General features: G+C 70.0%; 18 protein-coding genes and 2 riboswitches. Of the genes, 6 read left to right on the forward strand and 12 right to left on the reverse strand.

Features of this window, described 5'->3' with window-relative positions:
• The first annotated feature begins 48 nt into the window (after positions 1-48).
• Positions 49-170: riboswitch (TPP riboswitch) on the forward strand.
• 44 nt (positions 171-214) lie between these two features.
• The 4 genes from MMF96_RS12025 to MMF96_RS12040 all read left to right on the forward strand — a co-directional run bounded on the left by MMF96_RS12025 (position 215) and on the right by MMF96_RS12040 (position 4,947).
• The gene (locus tag MMF96_RS12025) at positions 215-841 is read left to right on the forward strand and encodes an ECF transporter S component (RefSeq protein WP_176616736.1); all 627 of its coding nucleotides are present in this window, start codon (positions 215-217) and stop codon (positions 839-841) included.
• 2 nt (positions 842-843) lie between these two features.
• A complete protein-coding gene (locus tag MMF96_RS12030) occupies positions 844-2,484 on the forward strand; it encodes an ATP-binding cassette domain-containing protein (RefSeq protein WP_256883672.1) in 1,641 nt (546 codons plus the stop codon).
• Positions 2,481-3,278, forward strand: coding sequence for an energy-coupling factor transporter transmembrane protein EcfT (locus tag MMF96_RS12035; protein ID WP_256883673.1), 798 nt, complete (start codon positions 2,481-2,483; stop codon positions 3,276-3,278). The genes MMF96_RS12030 and MMF96_RS12035 overlap by 4 nt, the downstream gene beginning before the upstream one ends.
• A gap of 136 nt (positions 3,279-3,414) precedes the next feature.
• Entirely contained in the window at positions 3,415-4,947 is a 1,533-nt protein-coding gene (locus MMF96_RS12040) for a UDP-N-acetylglucosamine 1-carboxyvinyltransferase (RefSeq protein ID WP_176616733.1), read from the forward strand.
• A gap of 25 nt (positions 4,948-4,972) precedes the next feature.
• Here MMF96_RS12040 and MMF96_RS12045 read toward each other — a convergent pair whose 3' ends face one another.
• The 4 genes from MMF96_RS12045 to MMF96_RS12060 form a co-directional block, all read right to left on the reverse strand.
• Positions 4,973-6,184, reverse strand: a complete 1,212-nt coding sequence (locus tag MMF96_RS12045; protein ID WP_256883674.1) for an O-succinylhomoserine sulfhydrylase — start codon at positions 6,182-6,184, stop codon at positions 4,973-4,975.
• A 53-nt stretch (positions 6,185-6,237) separates the two neighbouring features.
• Positions 6,238-6,630: a rhodanese-like domain-containing protein gene (locus MMF96_RS12050; RefSeq protein WP_176616731.1), complete on the reverse strand. Its 393-nt coding sequence runs from the start codon at positions 6,628-6,630 to the stop codon at positions 6,238-6,240.
• Positions 6,627-6,887, reverse strand: a complete 261-nt coding sequence (locus tag MMF96_RS12055; protein ID WP_176616730.1) for a DUF1737 domain-containing protein — start codon at positions 6,885-6,887, stop codon at positions 6,627-6,629. Before MMF96_RS12055 ends, MMF96_RS12050 begins: the two co-directional genes overlap by 4 nt.
• 83 nt (positions 6,888-6,970) lie before the next feature.
• Positions 6,971-7,092: riboswitch (SAM riboswitch) on the reverse strand.
• Between the two features lie 89 nt (positions 7,093-7,181).
• Positions 7,182-8,099, reverse strand: a complete 918-nt coding sequence (locus tag MMF96_RS12060; protein ID WP_256883675.1) for an aminodeoxychorismate lyase — start codon at positions 8,097-8,099, stop codon at positions 7,182-7,184.
• A gap of 167 nt (positions 8,100-8,266) precedes the next feature.
• Here MMF96_RS12060 and cls point away from each other — a divergent pair, with 167 nt between their 5' ends.
• Positions 8,267-9,688 carry a cardiolipin synthase gene (cls, locus tag MMF96_RS12065; RefSeq protein WP_176616762.1) on the forward strand — a complete coding sequence of 474 codons (1,422 nt, stop codon included), beginning with the start codon at positions 8,267-8,269 and terminating at the stop codon, positions 9,686-9,688.
• A gap of 502 nt (positions 9,689-10,190) precedes the next feature.
• Here the strand turns inward: cls and pabB are convergent.
• From pabB to MMF96_RS12105, 8 genes are all read right to left on the reverse strand, one after another.
• Entirely contained in the window at positions 10,191-12,308 is a 2,118-nt protein-coding gene (gene pabB, locus MMF96_RS12070; protein ID WP_256883676.1) for an aminodeoxychorismate synthase component I, read from the reverse strand.
• The gene (locus MMF96_RS12075; RefSeq protein WP_176616727.1) at positions 12,301-12,804 is read right to left on the reverse strand and encodes a low molecular weight protein-tyrosine-phosphatase; all 504 of its coding nucleotides are present in this window, start codon (positions 12,802-12,804) and stop codon (positions 12,301-12,303) included. Before MMF96_RS12075 ends, pabB begins: the two co-directional genes overlap by 8 nt.
• A gap of 43 nt (positions 12,805-12,847) precedes the next feature.
• Entirely contained in the window at positions 12,848-13,180 is a 333-nt protein-coding gene (locus MMF96_RS12080) for a hypothetical protein (protein WP_176616726.1), read from the reverse strand.
• A complete protein-coding gene (locus MMF96_RS12085) occupies positions 13,177-13,851 on the reverse strand; it encodes a hypothetical protein (RefSeq protein WP_176616725.1) in 675 nt (224 codons plus the stop codon). Before MMF96_RS12085 ends, MMF96_RS12080 begins: the two co-directional genes overlap by 4 nt.
• A 45-nt stretch (positions 13,852-13,896) precedes the next feature.
• Entirely contained in the window at positions 13,897-14,904 is a 1,008-nt protein-coding gene (locus MMF96_RS12090) for a WXG100 family type VII secretion target (protein WP_256883677.1), read from the reverse strand.
• 94 nt (positions 14,905-14,998) lie between these two features.
• On the reverse strand, positions 14,999-15,619 hold the full coding sequence (locus MMF96_RS12095) for a LysE family transporter (protein WP_176616723.1): 621 nt from the start codon (positions 15,617-15,619) through the stop codon (positions 14,999-15,001).
• Between the two features lie 25 nt (positions 15,620-15,644).
• The gene (locus MMF96_RS12100; protein WP_256883702.1) at positions 15,645-16,139 is read right to left on the reverse strand and encodes a GNAT family N-acetyltransferase; all 495 of its coding nucleotides are present in this window, start codon (positions 16,137-16,139) and stop codon (positions 15,645-15,647) included.
• Complete coding sequence (locus tag MMF96_RS12105) at positions 16,139-16,489, reverse strand: helix-turn-helix transcriptional regulator (protein ID WP_176616722.1); 351 nt, start codon at positions 16,487-16,489, stop codon at positions 16,139-16,141. Before MMF96_RS12105 ends, MMF96_RS12100 begins: the two co-directional genes overlap by 1 nt.
• 112 nt (positions 16,490-16,601) lie before the next feature.
• Here MMF96_RS12105 and arsB point away from each other — a divergent pair, with 112 nt between their 5' ends.
• Positions 16,602-17,681 carry an ACR3 family arsenite efflux transporter gene (gene arsB, locus MMF96_RS12110; RefSeq protein ID WP_256883678.1) on the forward strand — a complete coding sequence of 360 codons (1,080 nt, stop codon included), beginning with the start codon at positions 16,602-16,604 and terminating at the stop codon, positions 17,679-17,681.
• Positions 17,682-17,689 lie beyond the last annotated feature (8 nt).

The following is a 17,689-nucleotide window of genomic DNA, read 5'->3' on the forward strand; positions in this document are numbered from 1 at the left end:
AGGAACGTTGGCCGCGGCACGCCGCCGCGGGTAGACTGAAGCCGCAATTCAACACGACAGGGGAGCGTCCCGTCCCGGATCCCGGAACAGGGCGCTGAGAGTGCGGTCCGCCGCAGACCCTCGAACCTGCTCCGGCTAGTACCGGCGAAGGGAGTCGAGTTCTCTTCGGTGCGCGGAGATACCGCCGCACCGCCCCTCCTGCAAAGGAGGAAACATGAGCGAGTCAGTCGCGGGCAATTCCGCAAACCCCAAGGCAGCACCCAAAACCACGTGGCGCGTGGTGGACATCGTGGTGGCCGCCGTCCTGTCCGTCGCCGTGGGCGTCATCTTCTGGCTGTGGTCTGCCGCCTACGGCGTGATCGCGGCTGCCACCGCCGCATTCCCGCCTCTCGGCGGACTCTACGGCGGCGGCTGGCTGATCGCCGGCGTCATCGGCGGCCTGGTGATCCGCAAACCCGGCGCGGCGTTGTTCTGCGAAATCGTGGCGGCCATTGTGGAGGCGCTGCTGGGCAGTTCCTTTGGCTTCACCGTCCTGCTCTCCGGCCTGGTCCAGGGCATCGGCGCGGAGCTCATTTTCGCCGTGGTCCGCTACCGACGCTTTTCGCTGCCGGTGGCGCTGCTGGCCGGCGCCCTGTCCGGTGTGGCGATGGGCATCAACGACTCCCTGGTCTGGAACGTGGAGTGGGCGTTTGTCTGGAAGCTGGTCTACACCGTCTTCGGTGCCATCTCCGGCGCCGTCATCGCCGGGCTGCTGTCCTGGCTCGCCGTCCGCGGGCTGGCACGCACAGGTGTCCTGGCCAACCTGACCTCCCGCGGCGCCGCCACCGAACCGGTGGTGTAGCCGTGGGGGCAACGGCCCCGGCCGGCGGTCCGGGCCGGGCCGCCGGGCTTGGCGTGGCACCCGCCCGGATCAGCGCCAAGGGGTGGGGCTGGCAGCATTCGGGCCGCGCCGCCAAGGCCGTCCACGACCTCGACCTGGAGATCGCGCCGGGCGAACGCGTGCTGCTGCTGGGGCCTTCGGGCGCCGGAAAGTCCACGCTGCTGCACGCGCTCGCCGGCGTGCTTGGCGTCGATGAGGACGCGGACGAGTTTGGGTCCCTGCTGATCGACGGCGCACCCGTGGCGGAGTCTCGCGGACGCACCGGCCTGATGCAGCAGGACCCCGATTCCCAGGTGGTGCTCTCCCGCATCGGCGACGACGTGGCCTTTGGTGCCGAAAACCTGGCCGTGCCGCGGGAGGAGATCTGGCGCCGCGTGCCCGCGGCGCTCGAGGCCGTGGGCCTTCGGCTGCCGTTGGACCACCCGAGCTCCGCGCTGTCCGGTGGCCAAAAGCAGCGCCTCGGACTGGCCGGCATGCTGGCCATGCGCCCCGGCCTGCTGCTCCTGGACGAGCCCACGGCAAACCTGGACCCGGCCGGGGTGGTGGACGTGCGCGACGCCGTCCGGAACAGCCTGGATGAAACCGGCGCCACCCTGGTGGTGGTGGAACACCGCGTGTCCGTGTGGCTCGACGTCGTGGACCGGATCGTGGTGCTGGCTCCCGAAGCGGCGGGGGAGCCCGGCGGCGTGCTGCTGGACGGCCCGCCCGCCGCGGTCCTGGCCCAGGCGGCGGGCATGCTGTCCGCCGCGGGCGTGTGGGTGCCCGGGCACGTGCCCGCCGTCCGTCCGCGCACCGGCTTTCCCCCGCACGACGACAGCACGGACCTTTTGCTTGCGGCGGAGTCCCTGGCGGTGTCCCGGGCCAAGGGCCGCCGGCGGCACCCGGCCGTGCCGGCCGCCGTGGTGCCGTCCGTGCGGATTTCCGCCGGGCGGGCGCTCAGCGTGACGGGGCCCAATGGGGCCGGGAAATCCACGTTGGCACTGACCCTTGCCGGGCTGCTGCCTGCGGCGGGCGGACGGCTCGAAGCCCTTGAGCCGCTGGCGCGGGGCGCCGGCAGCGCGCCGCTGAAGTGGCGCGGCCGGGAGCTGATCAGCCGGATCGGCACCGTGTTCCAGGAACCGGAGCACCAGTTTGTGACGGGCAGCGTGCGCGAGGAACTGCTGTTCGCCCCACGGCTGCTGGGACACGGCGAAGACGGCGTGGACGGCCTGCTGGAGCGGCTGCGGCTGGCCCACGTGGCGGGCGCCAACCCCTTCACCCTCTCCGGCGGCGAAAAGCGCAGGCTGTCCGTGGCCACGGTGCTGGCCGCCAGCCCGCAGGTGCTGGTCCTGGACGAGCCCACCTTTGGGCAGGACGCCAACACCTGGGCGGAGCTGGCCTCGCTGCTGACCGAACTGCTCGACGCGGGCACGGCCGTGGTCTCCGTAACCCACGACGCCACGTTCTCCCAGGTCCTGGGCGGGGACCGGCTGGTCCTCGGCGCCCCGGCCGGGGGGGCTGCCCCCGTTGAGGCCCGGGACCATGACGGCCCCGCGGACCGCTCGGCGGATCCGGCGGTCGCTGCGCCGCCGGCCGGGGCGGCCGGCAAGGCGGTGCGGCGATGAGCGTGGACATCCTGGCCCAGCCCCGGTCCCGCGCCTGGCTGGCGGGCGCGAATCCCCTGGCCAAGCTCGGCGCCGGACTGGCCATCACCCTGGTCCTGCTGGTCACCATCGACTGGGCGTCCGCCACGACGGCGCTGGTGCTCGAGTGTGCCGTGCTGCCGCTGGCCGGCCTGGGTGCCGGCATGCTGCTGCGGCGTGGCTGGCCCATCCTGTTTGCCGCCCTGGTGGGCGGCTATGGCACGGCCCTGTTGGCCCCGAAGACGGGGGAACTGCTGCTGGCGGCGGGCCCGCTGGTCTTCACCACCGGCTCGGTGGAATCCGGTGTGGCGATCGCGTTGCGCAGCCTCGCCATCGCCCTGCCCGGCGTCATCGTGCTCGCCAGCACCGACCCGACGGACCTGGCCGACGCACTGGCGCAGAAGCTGCACCTGCCGCACCGCTTTGTGCTCGGGGCCCTGGCCGCGATGCGCCTGGTGGGCCTGCTGGTGGCGGAGTGGCAGACGCTGGGCATGGCCCGGCGGGCCCGGGGCGTCGGTGGGGAGCCGGGCTTCTTCAGCGGGCTCAAGGCCTCGCTGGGACAGGCCATGGCACTGCTGGTCCAGGCCATCCGCCGCGCATCCCGGCTGGCCGTGACGATGGAGGCGAAGGGCTTTGGCGCCGGGCCCCGCACCTGGGCGCGGGGGTCCACCTTCAGCCAGCGGGACGCCTGGGTGGCCGCCGCCGGAGTGGTGATTGCCGCGGCCGCGGCGCTCGCCGCCGTCGTGCTGGGCACCTGGAACCCCGTGCTGGGGTAGCCTTGGCGTGGCCGGGGCCATGACCCTGTTGAACCATTTATCGCACACAGTGATTAAGGGCACGGATAATTCGACATTCACAGCGAATGCGTCACTAAATACCAGGCAAATATGCGTCCCATGATATAAAAGTTTCATGACTCAAGTGGCTGCAGAAACCGTAGGTGTAATGGTCCGGGATGCCCGCAACGACAAGGGCTGGACCCAGCTGGAACTCGCAGCGCAATTGGGCACCAGCCAGAGTGCCGTGGCACGCATGGAACAGGGCAAGCAAAACCTGAGCCTGAAGATGATCCAGCGCATGGAGTCGCTGCTGGGCCGGCGGATCGTGAACGTCGGCAATTCGCCCAAAAACGTGGTGACGCACCTGCGCGTGCACGGCGGCCGCGAACTCTCCGGCAGCGTGGAGGTCAACTCCAGCAAGAACGCCGGTGTGGCCCTGCTGTGCGCCAGCCTCATCAACCGCGGCACCACCACGCTGCGCCGCCTGGCCCGCATTGAAGAGGTCAACCGGATTGTGGAGCTGCTGACGAGCATCGGCGTTGAATGCCGCTGGCTGAACGCCAACGACCTCCAGATCCGCCGTCCCGCCGTCCTGGACCTGGCGTCCATGGACGTTGAGGCGGCCAAGCGCACGCGCTCGGTCATCATGCTGCTGGGTCCGCTGCTGGACCAGGAGGACGTCTACCGCATCCCCTACGCCGGCGGCTGCGACCTCGGCACCCGGACCGTGGAGCCGCACATGCAGGCCCTGCGCGAGTTCGGCCTGGCCGTCACGGCCCACAACGGCTTCTACCAGGTGCAGGCACCCTTCAGCGACGGCGAGGACAGGACCTTTGTGCTGACCGAGCGCGGGGACACGGTGACGGAAAACGCCATCATGGCCGCCGCGCACCGGGTGGGCACCACCGTCATCCGCAACGCCAGCCCCAACTACATGGTCCAGGACCTTTGCTTTTACCTGCAGGGCCTGGGCGTGGAGGTGGAGGGCATCGGCTCCACAACGCTGACCATCCGCGGCAAGTCACGAATCGACGTTGACATTGAATACGCGCCGTCCGAGGACCCGATCGAGGCCATGAGCCTGATCACCGCCGGCATCGTGACGAAGTCCGAGGTCACCGTCACGCGCGTGCCCATCGAGTTCATGGAAATTGAGCTCAAGGTCCTTGAGCAGATGGGCTTCCGCTACCGGAAGTCGGCGGAATACGTGGCCCGCAACGGCAAGACCCGCCTCGTGGACGTCACCACGCTCCCCTCCGAACTGCACGCGGCGCCGGACAAGATCCACCCCATGCCGTTCCCGGGGCTGAACATTGACAACCTGCCCTTCTTCGCCGTCATCGCCTCCTGCGCCGAGGGCACCACGCTGATCCACGACTGGGTCTACGAGAACCGCGCCATCTACCTGACCGAACTGAACCGCCTGGGCGCCGGCGTGCGCCTCCTGGACCCGCACCGCATCGACATCAAGGGCCCGACGGCGTGGCGCGCGGCCGAGATCGGCTGCCCGCCGGCGCTGCGCCCGGCCGCCTGCATCCTGCTGGCGATGCTTGCCGCCAAGGGCACCAGCGAGCTGCGCAACATCTACGTCATCGAGCGCGGCTACGAGGACCTGGCGGAGCGCCTGAACACCATCGGCGCGGAGATCGAATACTTCCAGGACTAACCCGCCGGGGACGGCGGCGTTCGAACTAGATCGCGGCGAGGGCCTGCGCCAGGTCCTGCTTCAGGTCGCCCAGGTCCTCCAGGCCCACGGAGAGGCGCAGCACGCCGTCGGACAGGCCGATGGCGGCGCGGCCCTCGGGGCCCATGGCCCGGTGCGTGGTGGTGGCCGGGTGCGTGATCAGGGACTTCGTGTCGCCCAGGTTGTTGGAGATGTCCACGATCCGCAGGGCGTTCAGGAGCTTGAAGGCGGCGTCCTTGCGGGTGCCGGACGCCGGCTCGGCCAGTTCAAACGTCAGCACCGTCCCGCCGGCCTTCATCTGCTTCCGGGCCAGCTCGTACTGCGGGTGGGAGGGCAGCAGCGGGTACTTGACCCAGCTGATCTGCGGCGCCGCTTCCAGGAATTCACCCAGGGCCAGGGCGCTGGCGCAGGAGGCGCTGACACGCAGGCCCATGGTCTCCAGGCCCTTGGTCAGCACCCAGGCGTTGAACGCGGACAGGGCCGGGCCGGTGTGGCGCATCAGGTTTTTCACGGGGCCGTCAATGAAGTCCTTCGTGCCCAGGATGGCTCCGCCGAGGACCCGGCCCTGGCCGTCGATGTGCTTGGTGCCCGAGTACACCACGACGTCCGCGCCAAAGTCGCCACAGCGCTGGAGCAGGGGCGTGGCGAACACGTTGTCCGCCACCACCTGGGCGCCCGCGGCATGGGCCAGCTCGCAGACGGCGGCGATGTCCACGATCTCCTGCATGGGGTTGGATGGCGACTCAAAGAACACGGCAGTGGTCGGCACGGCCAGGGCTTCGCGCCACTGGTCCAGGTCCGGGCCGTCCACAAACACCGTTTCCACGCCCCAGCGGGGCAGCAGTTCATTGAGTATCACGAAGCAGGAACCGAAGAGGGACCGGGAAGCCACCACCCGGTCCCCGGCACCCAGCAGCGCGCCCAGGGCGGTAAAGACGGCGGACATGCCCGACGCCGTGGCAAAGCAGGCCTCCTTGCCCTCCAGCAGGCGCAGCCGCTCCTGGAACGTGGCCACCGACGGGTTGCCATAGCGTGAATACACAAACCGGTCCACCCCGCCGGTGAAGGAGGCCTCGGCGTGTTCGGCAGATTCGTAGACAAAGCCGGAGTTCAGGAAGATGGCCTCGGACGTCTCCTGGAAGTTGGTCCGGTCCAGCCCTCCCCGGACCGCCTGGGTGTCTTCCGCCCACGTGGCGGCGTGCTTATTAAAGTTGCTCAAGTGTGTGTCCTTAGCTTTCGCTGGTGGGGCCGGGTTCTGAGGGTGCGGGGCGGTTACTTCCAGGGCAGGCGGCGGTTCTTCCAGCCGTTGACAATCCTGTCCCCGTAGCCGTCCGGCACGCCCTCAAAGCCCTCAAGCACGTTGAAGGCCGTGTATCCGGCGGCCGTGGCTGCCTCTGCGGCGGCAATGGAGCGGGCGCCGGAGCGGCACAGGATCACCAGTTCCCTGCCGGCGGGGACTGCCTGCTGCAGTTCGGCCAGGAAGTCCGGGTTGGGCCGGCCCGTCGCATGGCTCCACTGGATGAAGACCGGCTCGGCGTCGAGTGCGGACAGGTCCGGCACGCCGATGTGCGCCCATTCGCCGTCGGTGCGCACGTCGACCAGGACGGCCCCGGCGGCCACCTTGTCCCAGGCCTGGGCGGGTGCCAGGTCGCCGGCGTAGCTCATGCGATGCCCTCGCCGTCGAACTCCTCGGGGTCCTCCAGCTGCGAGACGGCGTTGGCGATGGCGGCGTCGGAGGCGGCCACGGCGTGGGGGAGGACCACGGCCTGGGCGCAAATCACGGACGTGCCGTTGAAGGTCACTGCAGGGCTTCCGTGCAGGATGTAGCCCTCGGCCAGGGCGGCGGAGATCCGCTCGCAAAAGGAGCTGTCATCCGGGCCGGTGATCAGCCGGTAGGCCAGCGGGGGTGCGTCAACGCTCATGGGTACTCCTCAAAGCAGGTGGCCGCGCCTGCAAGCGGGTACCGGGCGGTGGGAGGGCCGGAGGGGCCGGGCACGCCGCGGGCAGTTCGCGCTTGCAAGCCGCAGCCGTGGGTGGCCGGGTTTGCCGAGTAGTCACCTGAGGCACCCCGCCGAGACAGAGGGTTGCCGTCCAGCAAGTCAGGGCTTGGCGCTGGAACTCGTTACTCACTTGAAAACTAACATACCGCCCCTGGCTGCGGGTCGAACCGCCGGGGAAATGTGGCGCAACATGACGTCCCGGCGGCCTTCGGGGCGTCAGTGCACCTGCGCCAGCAGCGCGCTGAGCTCGGCCGTCAGCCGGGCCCGGACGTCCGCCGTCCCGATCTCCGTGCCGTCAATGGTGTTGACGGGCGCCAGCAGCCGGATGCTGGAAACCAGCCAGACGGCGTCGGCGTCGAGCAGGTCCGCCGGCACCAGCGGGCCGTAGCCAAGCTCCCAGCCGGCGTCCCTCGCCGCCGCAAACAAGGCGCCCTGGGTGGTGCCGGGCAAAATGCCGCTGTCCAGGTTGGGTGTGACAAGCCGCTTGACGGGCGCGCCGCCGTCGTCCTGCACGTGCGCCAAGAGGACGGACGACGTCGGCCCCTCCAACACGTGTCCGTCACTGCTCGTGAAAATCACGTCGTCGGCGCCCTGGGCGTGCGCATGGCGCAGGGCGGCCATGTTGACGGCGTAGGAAAGCGTCTTGGCGCCCAACAGCAGCCACGGTGCCCGGTGGGCCACGGTGCTGTCGTAGCCGCGGTCCAGCAGGATCACGTCCAGGCCCTTGGCGCGCTGCCCGGCCAGGGCGGGCGGGACGGCGGCGGCCTGCACCCAGGCCGTGGGGGTGTCGGCCCCCTCCGGGCCGCGGGTGGCGAACAGCTTGATGACGATGTTGGTGTTGCCGTGCTCGTCGGGCACCTGGAGCGAGGCGGCCGCGAAGGCGTCGACCGCCGTCGTGATGGCGCGCAGCCAGGCGTCGGCGTCGGGCACCTCCAGCGCCAGGGACTGTGCCGACGTGGCGAGGCGGTGCAGGTGCGCCTGGACCTTGCGGGGCGCGCCGTTGACGGCCAGCAGGGTTTCAAAGATGCCGTCGCCGCGGGTGGCGCCCTGGTCCGTGGCCAGGAGGGCGGGGGCCTCGGCGTCGGCGAGCCGGCCGTCGGGATGGGAGGGGTCCAGGAACACCAAAACAGTCATGGCTCGAGCTTAGTGCCCGGCACCGGTGCTTTCCTGCCCGGCCGGGGCGCCGCGAGCCGGTAGGCTAAGGTCACCTGACGCGTCATGGGCGCCCAACGAGGAGGCACTGCTTGATCTGGACAGCCTTCAGCCTTCCCGCCGGCCCTGCCTGGCTTTCGGTGCTGCTGATGGTCGTGGACCTGGGGATCCGCATCGCGGTGCTGGGCATCATCCCCGGCAACCGCCGCCCCACCACCGCCATGGCCTGGCTGCTGTGCATCTTTTTCCTGCCCTACATCGGGCTGGCGCTGTTTTTGATGTTCGGCAACTTCCGGCTCTCGCGGCGCCGGCGGGAGATGCAGGAGGCCGTCAACGTCCGCGTGGTGGAAGGGACGCGGGGGATTGCCGCGCAGGTGAAACCCTATGACGGGCCGTCGTGGATCAACCTGGCCGTGGAGCTGAACCGGAACCTGGGTTCCTTCCCGGCCCTGGGCGCCAATTCGGTGCACCTGATCGAGGGGTACCAGGAGTCCCTGGACGCCATGGCCGACGCCGTAAGCGAGGCCCACGACTTCGTCAACGCCGAGTTTTACATCATGAGCTCCGACTCCTGCACCGAACGGCTGTTCCGGGAACTGGAGGCCGCGGCGGCCCGCGGCGTCCGGGTGCGGGTGCTGTTTGACCACATCGGCTCGCTGCGCGTGCCGGGCTACCGGGACATGATCCGGCGGCTGAAGGCCAGCGAAATCCAGTGGCGGCGCATGCTTCCCCTGATGCCGGTGAAGGGCCAGTGGCGCCGCCCGGACCTGCGCAACCACCGCAAGATCCTGGTGGTGGACGGCCGCGTCGCCTTCACGGGTTCCCAAAATGTCATTGAACCGTCCTACCGCAGCAAGCGCAACGCCAAGGTGGGGCGCAAGTGGGTGGAGCTCATGGCCCGGCTCGAGGGGCCCATCGTGGGTACCTTGAACGTCATGTTCGCCACCGACTGGTCCAGCGAGACCGAGGAAAGCCTGGAAACCCAGCTGGCCGTCCACCACTGGGACTCCTTCGACGGCCGGGTGTTGTGCCAGGTGGTGCCCAGCGGCCCGGGCTTTGTTACGGAAAACAACCTGCGCCTGTTCAACACGCTGCTGTATTCGGCCGAGGAACGCATCACCATCTCCAGCCCCTATTTTGTCCCGGACGATTCCCTGCTCTACGCCATCACCACGGCCGCCCAGCGCGGGGTGGTGGTGGAACTGTTCGTCTCCGAGAAGGGCGACCAGTTCCTGGTCCACCACGCCCAGCGGTCCTACTACGAGGCCCTCCTGAAGGCCGGGGTGCGGATCTTCCTCTACCCCAAGCCCCTCGTGCTCCACGCCAAGCACTTCACGGTCGACGCCGATGTGGCCGTGATCGGCTCCTCCAACATGGACATGCGCAGCTTCTCCCTGAACCTGGAAGTGTCCGTCATGATGATCGACCAGGAACTGGTGCAGGAAATGCACGCCGTCGAGGAACAATACCGGGCCGTTTCCCGCGAGCTGCAGCTCCACGAATGGGTCACCCGGCCCGTCCTGGCCCGCTACGTGGACAACGTGGCCCGCCTGACGGCCACGCTGCAGTAGCTTCGGGTCCGGACGGCGGGTTCGGGACGGTTCTCGCGGCGGGCCGGCATTCCCTTGGCTGCTATCCGACCGGCGGCCGCGGGCGGCCTTTCGGTCTCCTTTACGCAGCCTGCGGAAACACCGGACCCGCCGTCTCCCGGGCGGTACTGGCGGCGGGCCGGCATTCCCTTGGCTGCTATCCGACCGGCGGCCGCGGGCGGCCTTTCGGTCTCCTTTACGCAGCCTGCGGGAACACCGGACCCGCCGTCTCCCGGGCGGTACTGGCGGCGGGCCGGCATTCCCTTGGCTGCTATCCGACCGGCGGCCGCGGGCGGCCTTTCGGTCTCCTTTACGCAGCCTGCGGAAACACCGGACCCGCCGTCTCCGGGACGGTTCTCGCGGCGGGCCGGCATTCCCTTGGCTGCTATCCGACCGGCGGCCGCGGGCGGCCTTTCGGTCTCCTTTACGCAGCCTGCGGGAACACCGGACCCGCCGTCTCCCGGGCGGTTCTCGCGGCGGGCCGTCAGCCCGGGAACTCCGATCCCAGGGTGGACAGCACGCCGTAGGCCTTGGCCTGGAGCTCCTGCCATTCGGCGTCGTCGTCGGAGTCGGCCGTGATGGCGCCGCCGACGCCCAGCGACAGGTGCGTGCCGCCGTCGTCCGTGTCCTGGAGGACCAGGGTACGGATCGTGACGGACAGGTCCATGGCGGCGTTCAGCGAAAAATAGCCGATCCCGCCGGAATAAATGCCGCGCGGGCCCGCCTCCAGGGAATCCAGGATCGCCATGGTGCTGATTTTCGGCGCCCCCGTCATCGATCCGGCAGGAAAGGCAGCGGCCAGGGCCTCGGCGCGGGAACTGCCCGGGGCCAGCTGCGCCTCGATCGTGCTGACCAGCTGGTGCACGGTGGCGTAGCTTTCAATGGCACACAGGCGCGGCACGGTCACGGTGCCGGGCACGGCGTTGTGCGAGAGGTCGTTGCGCAGCAGGTCCACGATCATCACGTTTTCGGCCCGGTCCTTGCGCGAAAGGGACAGGTCCGCCTTGAGCGCAGCGTCCACGGCGGGGTCCGGGTCGCGGCGGCGCGTGCCCTTGATCGGTTCGGCGCGCATCAGCCCGGCCGCGTCGATGCGCAGGAACCGTTCCGGCGAGGTGCTGCAGACGGCCGTGCCACCAAACCGCAGGAAGGCGGCGAACGGGGCCGGGCTGCGGCGGCGCAGCGCCCGGTAGCAGTCCCACGCGTCCACGGGCAACGGGGTGCGCGCCTCCAGTTGCGTGGTCAGGCAGATCTCGTAGGAGTTTCCCTCGCGGATCTCGGCCAGGCTGGCGGCGATCATGGCCTTGTACCGGGCCTCGCCGTCGCGCAGCGTGAAGTCCGGGGCGGGCAGCGGGGCCGTGGGATCCTCCGGCACCTGCGGGAGTGCGGCGATGACGGCACGGACGCCGCGGGCCCACTCCGCGGCCTCTTCCCGGGACGCCGGGTGGCCGGCTTCGGCCAGGGTGAGCAGGAACAGGCACTTTTCCTGGTGGTCGACCACGACGGCGCGGCCGGCGAACAGGAGCGCGGCCGCTGGCAGGGGGGCCGGGCCGGGAGGCGGCACGGCGCCGCCGGTTTCAGCCTTCAGCCCGTAGCCCAGCCAGCCCAGCCAGCCCAGCGTGAAATCACCCGGGTAGTGTCTGGGGGCGCGCACCGCGCGGCGGCCCCACACGGTGTCCAGCCAGCGGAAGAACGGGCCGTGGATCCGGGCGCTGACCTGCCCGGCGGACACGGTGGTGGTGCCGGCGGCGTGGCTGGCGGTGCAGCCATAACTGCCGGACGCGTCCGCCAGGATGGAAAACCGGGCGCGGCCTGCCTGGGGGCCGTGGACGGGCTGCTCCGCGATGGAACTGTCCAGCCACACGGCGTCCGCGGAGCCGCCGTACAGGGCCGCGAACAGCGCGGGCCCGGACGGGAAGGCGTCCACGCGGGCGGCGGAGAATTCGAGCCCCCGGCGTCGCGCCAGTTCCGGCGCCATCAGGGGTTCCAGGGCCGGAAACCCGCACAGGGCCTGGAGCACCTGCTCCGGCACGCCGGCCACGCCGGGTGAGCCGTCCACCACAACGTCCGCCGCGGCGGCCGTGTCCCCGGCCGCAAAAAGGAGGTCCTCCTGCGCGGCCCACCGGTCCCAAAAGGGCGCGTAGCTGTCGCCGTCGCGGGCCAGGGCCCGGCGCTTGCGCTGCGGGGCCGGGGCCTCCACCCAGACCACCACGTCCAGGAATTCCCGGGCCGCGGCGTGGGCGGCACCCACCCCTTCCACCAGCACGACGTCGGCCGCGGCGGTGGTGCGGGAGCCGGCGTCGTCCGCGGTGTCCCGGTCCCCGGACGCCCCGGCGCCCGCGGCCCAGGTGCCCGCCGTCCAGTTCCAGGGGGTCCAATGGGCCGGACGGCCCTGGGCCAGAGGGGCCAGCACCGTGGAGACATAGCGGTCCACGCCGTCGGCGAGGCCGTCCCAGCCGGGGTAGATGTCCTCGAGGTGGAACAGGGACACGGTGCGGTGGCGGCGCAGCAGGGCGGCCAGTTCCAGCGCGATTGTGGTCTTCCCCGCACCGGAGCGGCCGTCGACGGCAATGATCACCGGCCGGGGGTGCCGGGCATCAGCCACGGGTGGTGCCGTGTGCGGTGGCGTGGGCCAGGATGCCGGGGATGGCGGCGGAGATCAGCTCCCAGCTGGCTTCAAAGTCGCTGCCGTCCCCGTACCAGGGATCGTAAATGCCCTGGGCGTCGAGGGGCGCACCGGCCACGGCAGGGTCAAAGGAGCGCAACATCCGCACCTTGGCGGCGGCTTCGGGACTGGGGGCAAGTGCCTGCAGCGCCTTGAAATGGTCGGTGTCCAGGGCCAGGATGAGATCCCGTTCGGCGAACCAGGCGGGGATGAACATGCGCGCCTCATGGGACGCGGCGGCGACGCCGTGACGGGCCAGGGTGGCCACGGCGCGCGGATCCATGGGATTCCCGGCCTCCCAGGCAGTGGTCCCCGCAGAATCGACCACCACGTCCAGGCCGGCTTCGGCGGCAGCCCCGGCCAACATGAATTCCGCCATGGGGGAGCGGCAAATGTTGCCCGTGCAAACGGTCATGATCCGGTAGGGATTGCTCATGCGGCCAGTCTATCCAGCCGCGGCGCCCCGATGACCCGGGCGGTCAGAACGGCGGGTGCCCGTGCTGCCGGACGTACTTGCGGTACCAGGGCCAGCGGACGGCGCCAACGACGGCCAGCCAGAGGCCCAGGCCGGCTGCGATCAGGAAAATCGGGATGCCGGCGGCCAAGGCGCCGGCATCCGCGGTGGCCACGAGCGCCACGATGCCCAGGGCAATGAGCACCACGCCGTAGCTGAGGGAGCCGAGCGGGTATTGCAGGCCGGGGAGCCGGTAGGCCCCGCCGGTGCGGCGCCGGCTCATCCACGGCATGGGTTCGCGCAGGCTCGCTGCGTCGTTGGAGGAGACGGGCGGATGGCCAAAGCCGTTGGTGCTCACTGGGCAGCCTCCGCCGGCAGGGCCAGCAGCCCGGCAAGCCGGGCCAGGAGCTCCTGGGTGCCCACACCGTCGGTCCGGTCTTGTTCCCCCGGCTTCTCCACATGGGCAACATCCCACAGCCCGTCGCCGGAGGCCCGGACGAAGAAGTGGTCCTTGGGCAGGCCGGCAAGCTGGGAGCCAAAGTACATGGCCGCTTCGGGGTGGCGTGCCAGGTTGCTGTCCATGACCTGCTTGAGCATCCGGGCGTCGCCGGCCTGCGGATCCGTGACCACCATGAACCACGTGCCCAGGGCTGCCGGCTGCAGGAACACGGACACATCACGGGACTGCACATAGAGTGCCGCCTCCACGCCGGTTCCGTTGACCATGGCCACCTCGGTCCACCGCACGGCGGCGTTGAGGGCCTGGTTGAGGATCCGGGCGCCGCCGCGCAGTTCCATGGTGCCGCCGTCGGCCGTGATTTCGCCGCGGGCCAGCAGGCTGGAGGCCCCCAAGGCGGCAATTTGCTCCGTCATGGCCTCGGGGCGGACCTGGAGGGCCGCCGCGTTCCTGTCCCGCAGGGCGCCGGAACCCTGGGAAATGAGGTAAACGATTTCCGCGGCCCCGTAGCCGGCCACGGCCGTTGTCTGGGCAGCGTCCGCTGCGGCCGGGGCGGTGTTCGTCTCAGGCATCGTGTTCTCTCCCTGCAATTGAAAATGAATGTTCCCGGTGCCGGATCAAAAGGGCCACAGGTCCTTGGCCACTTCGGCCACCCCGTGGCCAAGGTCGGAGGCTGCGTCCCCGACCGCGCCGGCCGCGTCCCCCACGGCGGCCACGGTGGTGTCAACGGCGTCGTGCACGAAGGGGATGTGGTCGTAGGCCAGCTGCCCCACGGCCATGGCGCCGGCCGCGGCCCCCAGGGCAAGGTCGGCGGGCGGCGGCGTGCACAGCGCCGCGATGCCCAGGCCGGTCACCACGCTGTCATAGCCGGCGCGGCCGTAGTCGCCGTTGGCGATGTCCGTGCCGACGGTCAGTACGCCCAGGACTGCACCGGCAGGACCCAGGGCCTTGCCGACCGTTTCGAGCGGGGCGGCCAGGGAACCGACCTTTCCGGCCAGGGCGCTGTCGCCCATCAGCTGGCTGGCCCGCTGCGTCAGCGCGCCCCAGTTGCTGCCGGCCGCAAAGTCGTCCAAGGTGGCGAAGGCCCCGGCCATGCGGGAAACCTTCATGGCCTGCTCGAGGGAGTCGAAACTGCCGGCCAGCCGGAGGCTGCCGGCCAGGTTCAGTGCATTGGTGCCGCCGGCCAGTGCCGTGTACCAGGTGGCCAGCGTTTCGCCTTGGCCCAGCACCCCGTTCGTCAGCAGCGCCTCCAGCAGGCCCGGTGGAGTGGTGCCGCCGGGGAAGCCCGGCAGGCCGGGGAGGCCCGGCAGGCCCGGCAGGCCGGGGATGCCTGGCATGCCGCCGGGGCCGTCCACGGCGCTGGCCTGGTCCTGCTCCGTGGCGTTGCGCAACAGGGCCGCCGCCGTGGCGTCGAAGCACTTGTTCGCGGCCATGATCTTCTGGCGGAGGCTGGTGTTCCACTCGTTGCGGAAGCGGTCCGCGTCGGGGCCGTTCCAGCCGCCGGGCCGGTTGACGCGCTGGGTCAGCGAGGTGCTGAGCAACGTGAGCTGTTGGGCGGCGCGGGAAAAGTCCTTGGCCAGGTCGCGCAGTTGTTGCGGGTCTGCACCGAGCATCGTGTCGTTCACCGAAGGCGCCTTCCCTGCCTGTGTGTCTGTCGTGTCGGCTTCCAGCCAAGCATGTCCGGCTGCGGGAGCCAATGGGCAGCACTGCCCATCGCGGCTACACCAACGCCAGCAGCACGCCGACGCCGATGAACAGGACGCCAAAGATCCGGTTCAAGGTCAACTGCCCGCGTTCGCTGGTGGTCAGGTGTTTGAGCTGTTTGGCGCCCGCCGCGAAAATGAACCACATGACGATGATGTCAATGGCCACCACGGTTGCGGTGAGGATCACGTACTGCGGCAGCAGCGCCCGGTCCGGCCGGATGAACTGGGGCATGAACGCCAGGAAGAACACAATGGCCTTGGGGTTGAGCAGGTTGACCCACAGCCCGCGGCGGAACATCGAGAACCCGGGCTCGAAAATGGCCGGTGCGCCGCCGGCCTGCGGCTGCTCCGCCTTGGCCAGAATCTTCCGCACACCCAAATAGACCAGGTAGGCGGCGCCCGCATACCGGATCAGGTGGAACAGGAACGGCGAGTTGGAGACTATCAGGCCCACCCCGGCGGCGACGATGACCACGTGGACCACGAGTGCCAGCTGCTGGCCCAGGATGCCCCAGAAGGACCGGCGGAATCCCGAGACCAGGGCGTTGGACATGGTGTTGATGGCGCCCGCGCCGGGCGTCAGGCTGATCATGGCGCCGGCACCGGCAAGGGCCAGCCACAAGGAGAATTGCACCAGCCAATCCTACGGTCTGCGGCGCCTACAGCCGCAGCTCCACCAGGATCGTGTCCCGCCACGAACCCGCGTACGGCCCGTAGCTCATAAGGCCGATGCGCTCGCGGCGGCCCACTGTGCGGAACCCTGCCTTCCCGTGCAGGGCCAGGCTGGCCGGGTTTTCGGCCAGGATGGATGACTGGATGGTCCAATATCCCAGCGCGCGGGCCCGCCCGGCGAGGCCCCGCAGCAACGCCCCGCCCACGCCCCGTCCGGCCGCGGCGGGATCGACGTAGACGGAATGCTCAATGACGCCCCGGTAGACGTCCCGCGTCGACGTGGGCGTCGCCGCGGCCCAGCCCAGCACCGCACCGCTGCCGTCCACCGCGACCAGGCTGAGTCCGGGGATCCGGGTGGCCAGGAACTCCTCCCACGGCGGCGGGGACTCGGCAAAGGTGGCGCTGCCGCCGGCGATCCCCGCAGCGTAGATGCGTTCGACGGCGTCCCAGTCGCCCGCCGCCATGTCCCGAAGTGCGGTGATCACAGGCCCGTGATGCTTTCGGACGCTGCCTCGAGGGCTCCGGGCACCAGGGAGTAGTAGGCCCACGTGCCGCGCTTCTCGCGGTGCAGCAGCCCGGCGTCCAGCAGGACCTTCAGGTGGTGGGACACGGTGGGCTGGCCCAGCTCCAGCGGCTCGGTGAGGTCGCAGACGCAGGCCCCGCCGCCGTCGGCCGCCTTGACAATCGAGAGCAGTCGCAGCCGGCCGGGATCGGACAATGCCTTCAGGACCCGGGCGCGACGCTGCGCTTCCGCTGCGTCGAGGGCGGGCCGGCCGCTCGGCACACAACAGTGGGAGTCCGTGGCGGGGGCCGACAGGGGCGCAGTGTTCATGCGTCCATTATGCCGCTACATTGACAGTTGTCGATATGGCGGCCGATACTGTGTATCGACAACCATCAATGAGTGCAGTGCAGGGAAGTGCAGTGCCGGCACCAGGAGACCCGTGACCATACCAACCGCCACCCGCCCGCCCGACGGCGGCTCCGCCGTCGCAGGCAGGCTCTCCACCCTGGACAGGCTGCTGCCGGCCTGGATCGTGGCGGCCATGGCCGCGGGGCTGCTGCTGGGCAGGTTCTTTCCGGGCCTGGGAGCCGTCCTGGATGCGGCCAAGCTCGGGTCGGTGTCCCTGCCGATCGCCGTGGGCCTGCTGGTCATGATGTATCCGGTGCTGGCGAAGGTCCGCTACAACGAGACCGGGCGGGTGGCGGCGGACCGCCGGCTGATGGCCACCTCCTTGGTGCTGAATTGGGTGCTGGCGCCGGCGTTCATGTTCGCCCTGGCCTGGATCTTCCTCCCCGACCTGCCCGAGTACCGCACGGGCCTGGTCATTGTGGGCCTGGCCCGGTGCATCGCCATGGTCATGGTCTGGAACGACCTCGCCTGCGGGGACCGGGAGGCCGCCACCGTGCTGGTGCTCATCAACTCCGTCTTCCAGGTCGCCGCCTTCGGCACCCTGGGCTGGTTCTACCTGCAGGTGCTGCCCGCCTGGTTGGGGCTTCCGACGACGGCCGCCGACTTTTCCTTCCTGGCCATCACGGCCTCGGTGCTGGTCTTCCTCGGAATTCCGCTGTTGGCAGGTTTTCTGACCCGCACCATTGGCGAAAAGGTCCGGGGCCGCGACTGGTACGAGGGGACGTTCCTGCCGAAACTGGGCCCATGGGCGCTGTACGGGCTGCTGTTCACGATTGTGCTGCTCTTTGCCCTCCAGGGCGGCGCCATCACCTCCCGGCCGCTGGACGTCGCCCGGATCGCGCTGCCGCTGCTGGTCTACTTCGCGGTGGTTTTTGGCGCCGGCATGGTTGCCGGCCGGGCCCTGAAGCTGGGCTACGCCAAGACCACCACCCTCGCGTTTACGGCAGCCGGGAACAACTTCGAGCTCGCCATCGCCGTCGCGATAGGCACCTTCGGCGTCACCTCCGGGCAGGCCCTGGCCGGCGTCGTCGGCCCCCTGATCGAGGTGCCGGCCCTGGTCGCACTGGTCTACGCCGCCCTGTGGGCCCGCAAGCGCTTCTTCACCCACTAAGGAGAACC

The organism is Arthrobacter sp. STN4, assembly GCF_024539665.1.
GTDB lineage: Bacteria > Actinomycetota > Actinomycetes > Actinomycetales > Micrococcaceae > Specibacter.

What these genes read in the sequence shown, in the direction of transcription:
- MMF96_RS12025 (WP_176616736.1), top strand. Translation starts at nt 215, where the DNA reads ATGAGCGAGTCAGTCGCGGGCAATTCCGCAAACCCCAAGGCAGCACCC.
- MMF96_RS12035 (WP_256883673.1), top strand. Translation starts at nt 2,481, where the DNA reads ATGAGCGTGGACATCCTGGCCCAGCCCCGGTCCCGCGCCTGGCTGGCG.
- MMF96_RS12040 (WP_176616733.1), top strand. Translation starts at nt 3,415, where the DNA reads ATGACTCAAGTGGCTGCAGAAACCGTAGGTGTAATGGTCCGGGATGCC.
- MMF96_RS12050 (WP_176616731.1), bottom strand. Translation starts at nt 6,630, where the DNA reads ATGAGCTACGCCGGCGACCTGGCACCCGCCCAGGCCTGGGACAAGGTG.
- MMF96_RS12055 (WP_176616730.1), bottom strand. Translation starts at nt 6,887, where the DNA reads ATGAGCGTTGACGCACCCCCGCTGGCCTACCGGCTGATCACCGGCCCG.
- MMF96_RS12060 (WP_256883675.1), bottom strand. Translation starts at nt 8,099, where the DNA reads ATGACTGTTTTGGTGTTCCTGGACCCCTCCCATCCCGACGGCCGGCTC.
- cls (WP_176616762.1), top strand. Translation starts at nt 8,267, where the DNA reads ATGGTCGTGGACCTGGGGATCCGCATCGCGGTGCTGGGCATCATCCCC.
- MMF96_RS12075 (WP_176616727.1), bottom strand. Translation starts at nt 12,804, where the DNA reads ATGAGCAATCCCTACCGGATCATGACCGTTTGCACGGGCAACATTTGC.
- MMF96_RS12085 (WP_176616725.1), bottom strand. Translation starts at nt 13,851, where the DNA reads ATGCCTGAGACGAACACCGCCCCGGCCGCAGCGGACGCTGCCCAGACA.
- MMF96_RS12105 (WP_176616722.1), bottom strand. Translation starts at nt 16,489, where the DNA reads ATGAACACTGCGCCCCTGTCGGCCCCCGCCACGGACTCCCACTGTTGT.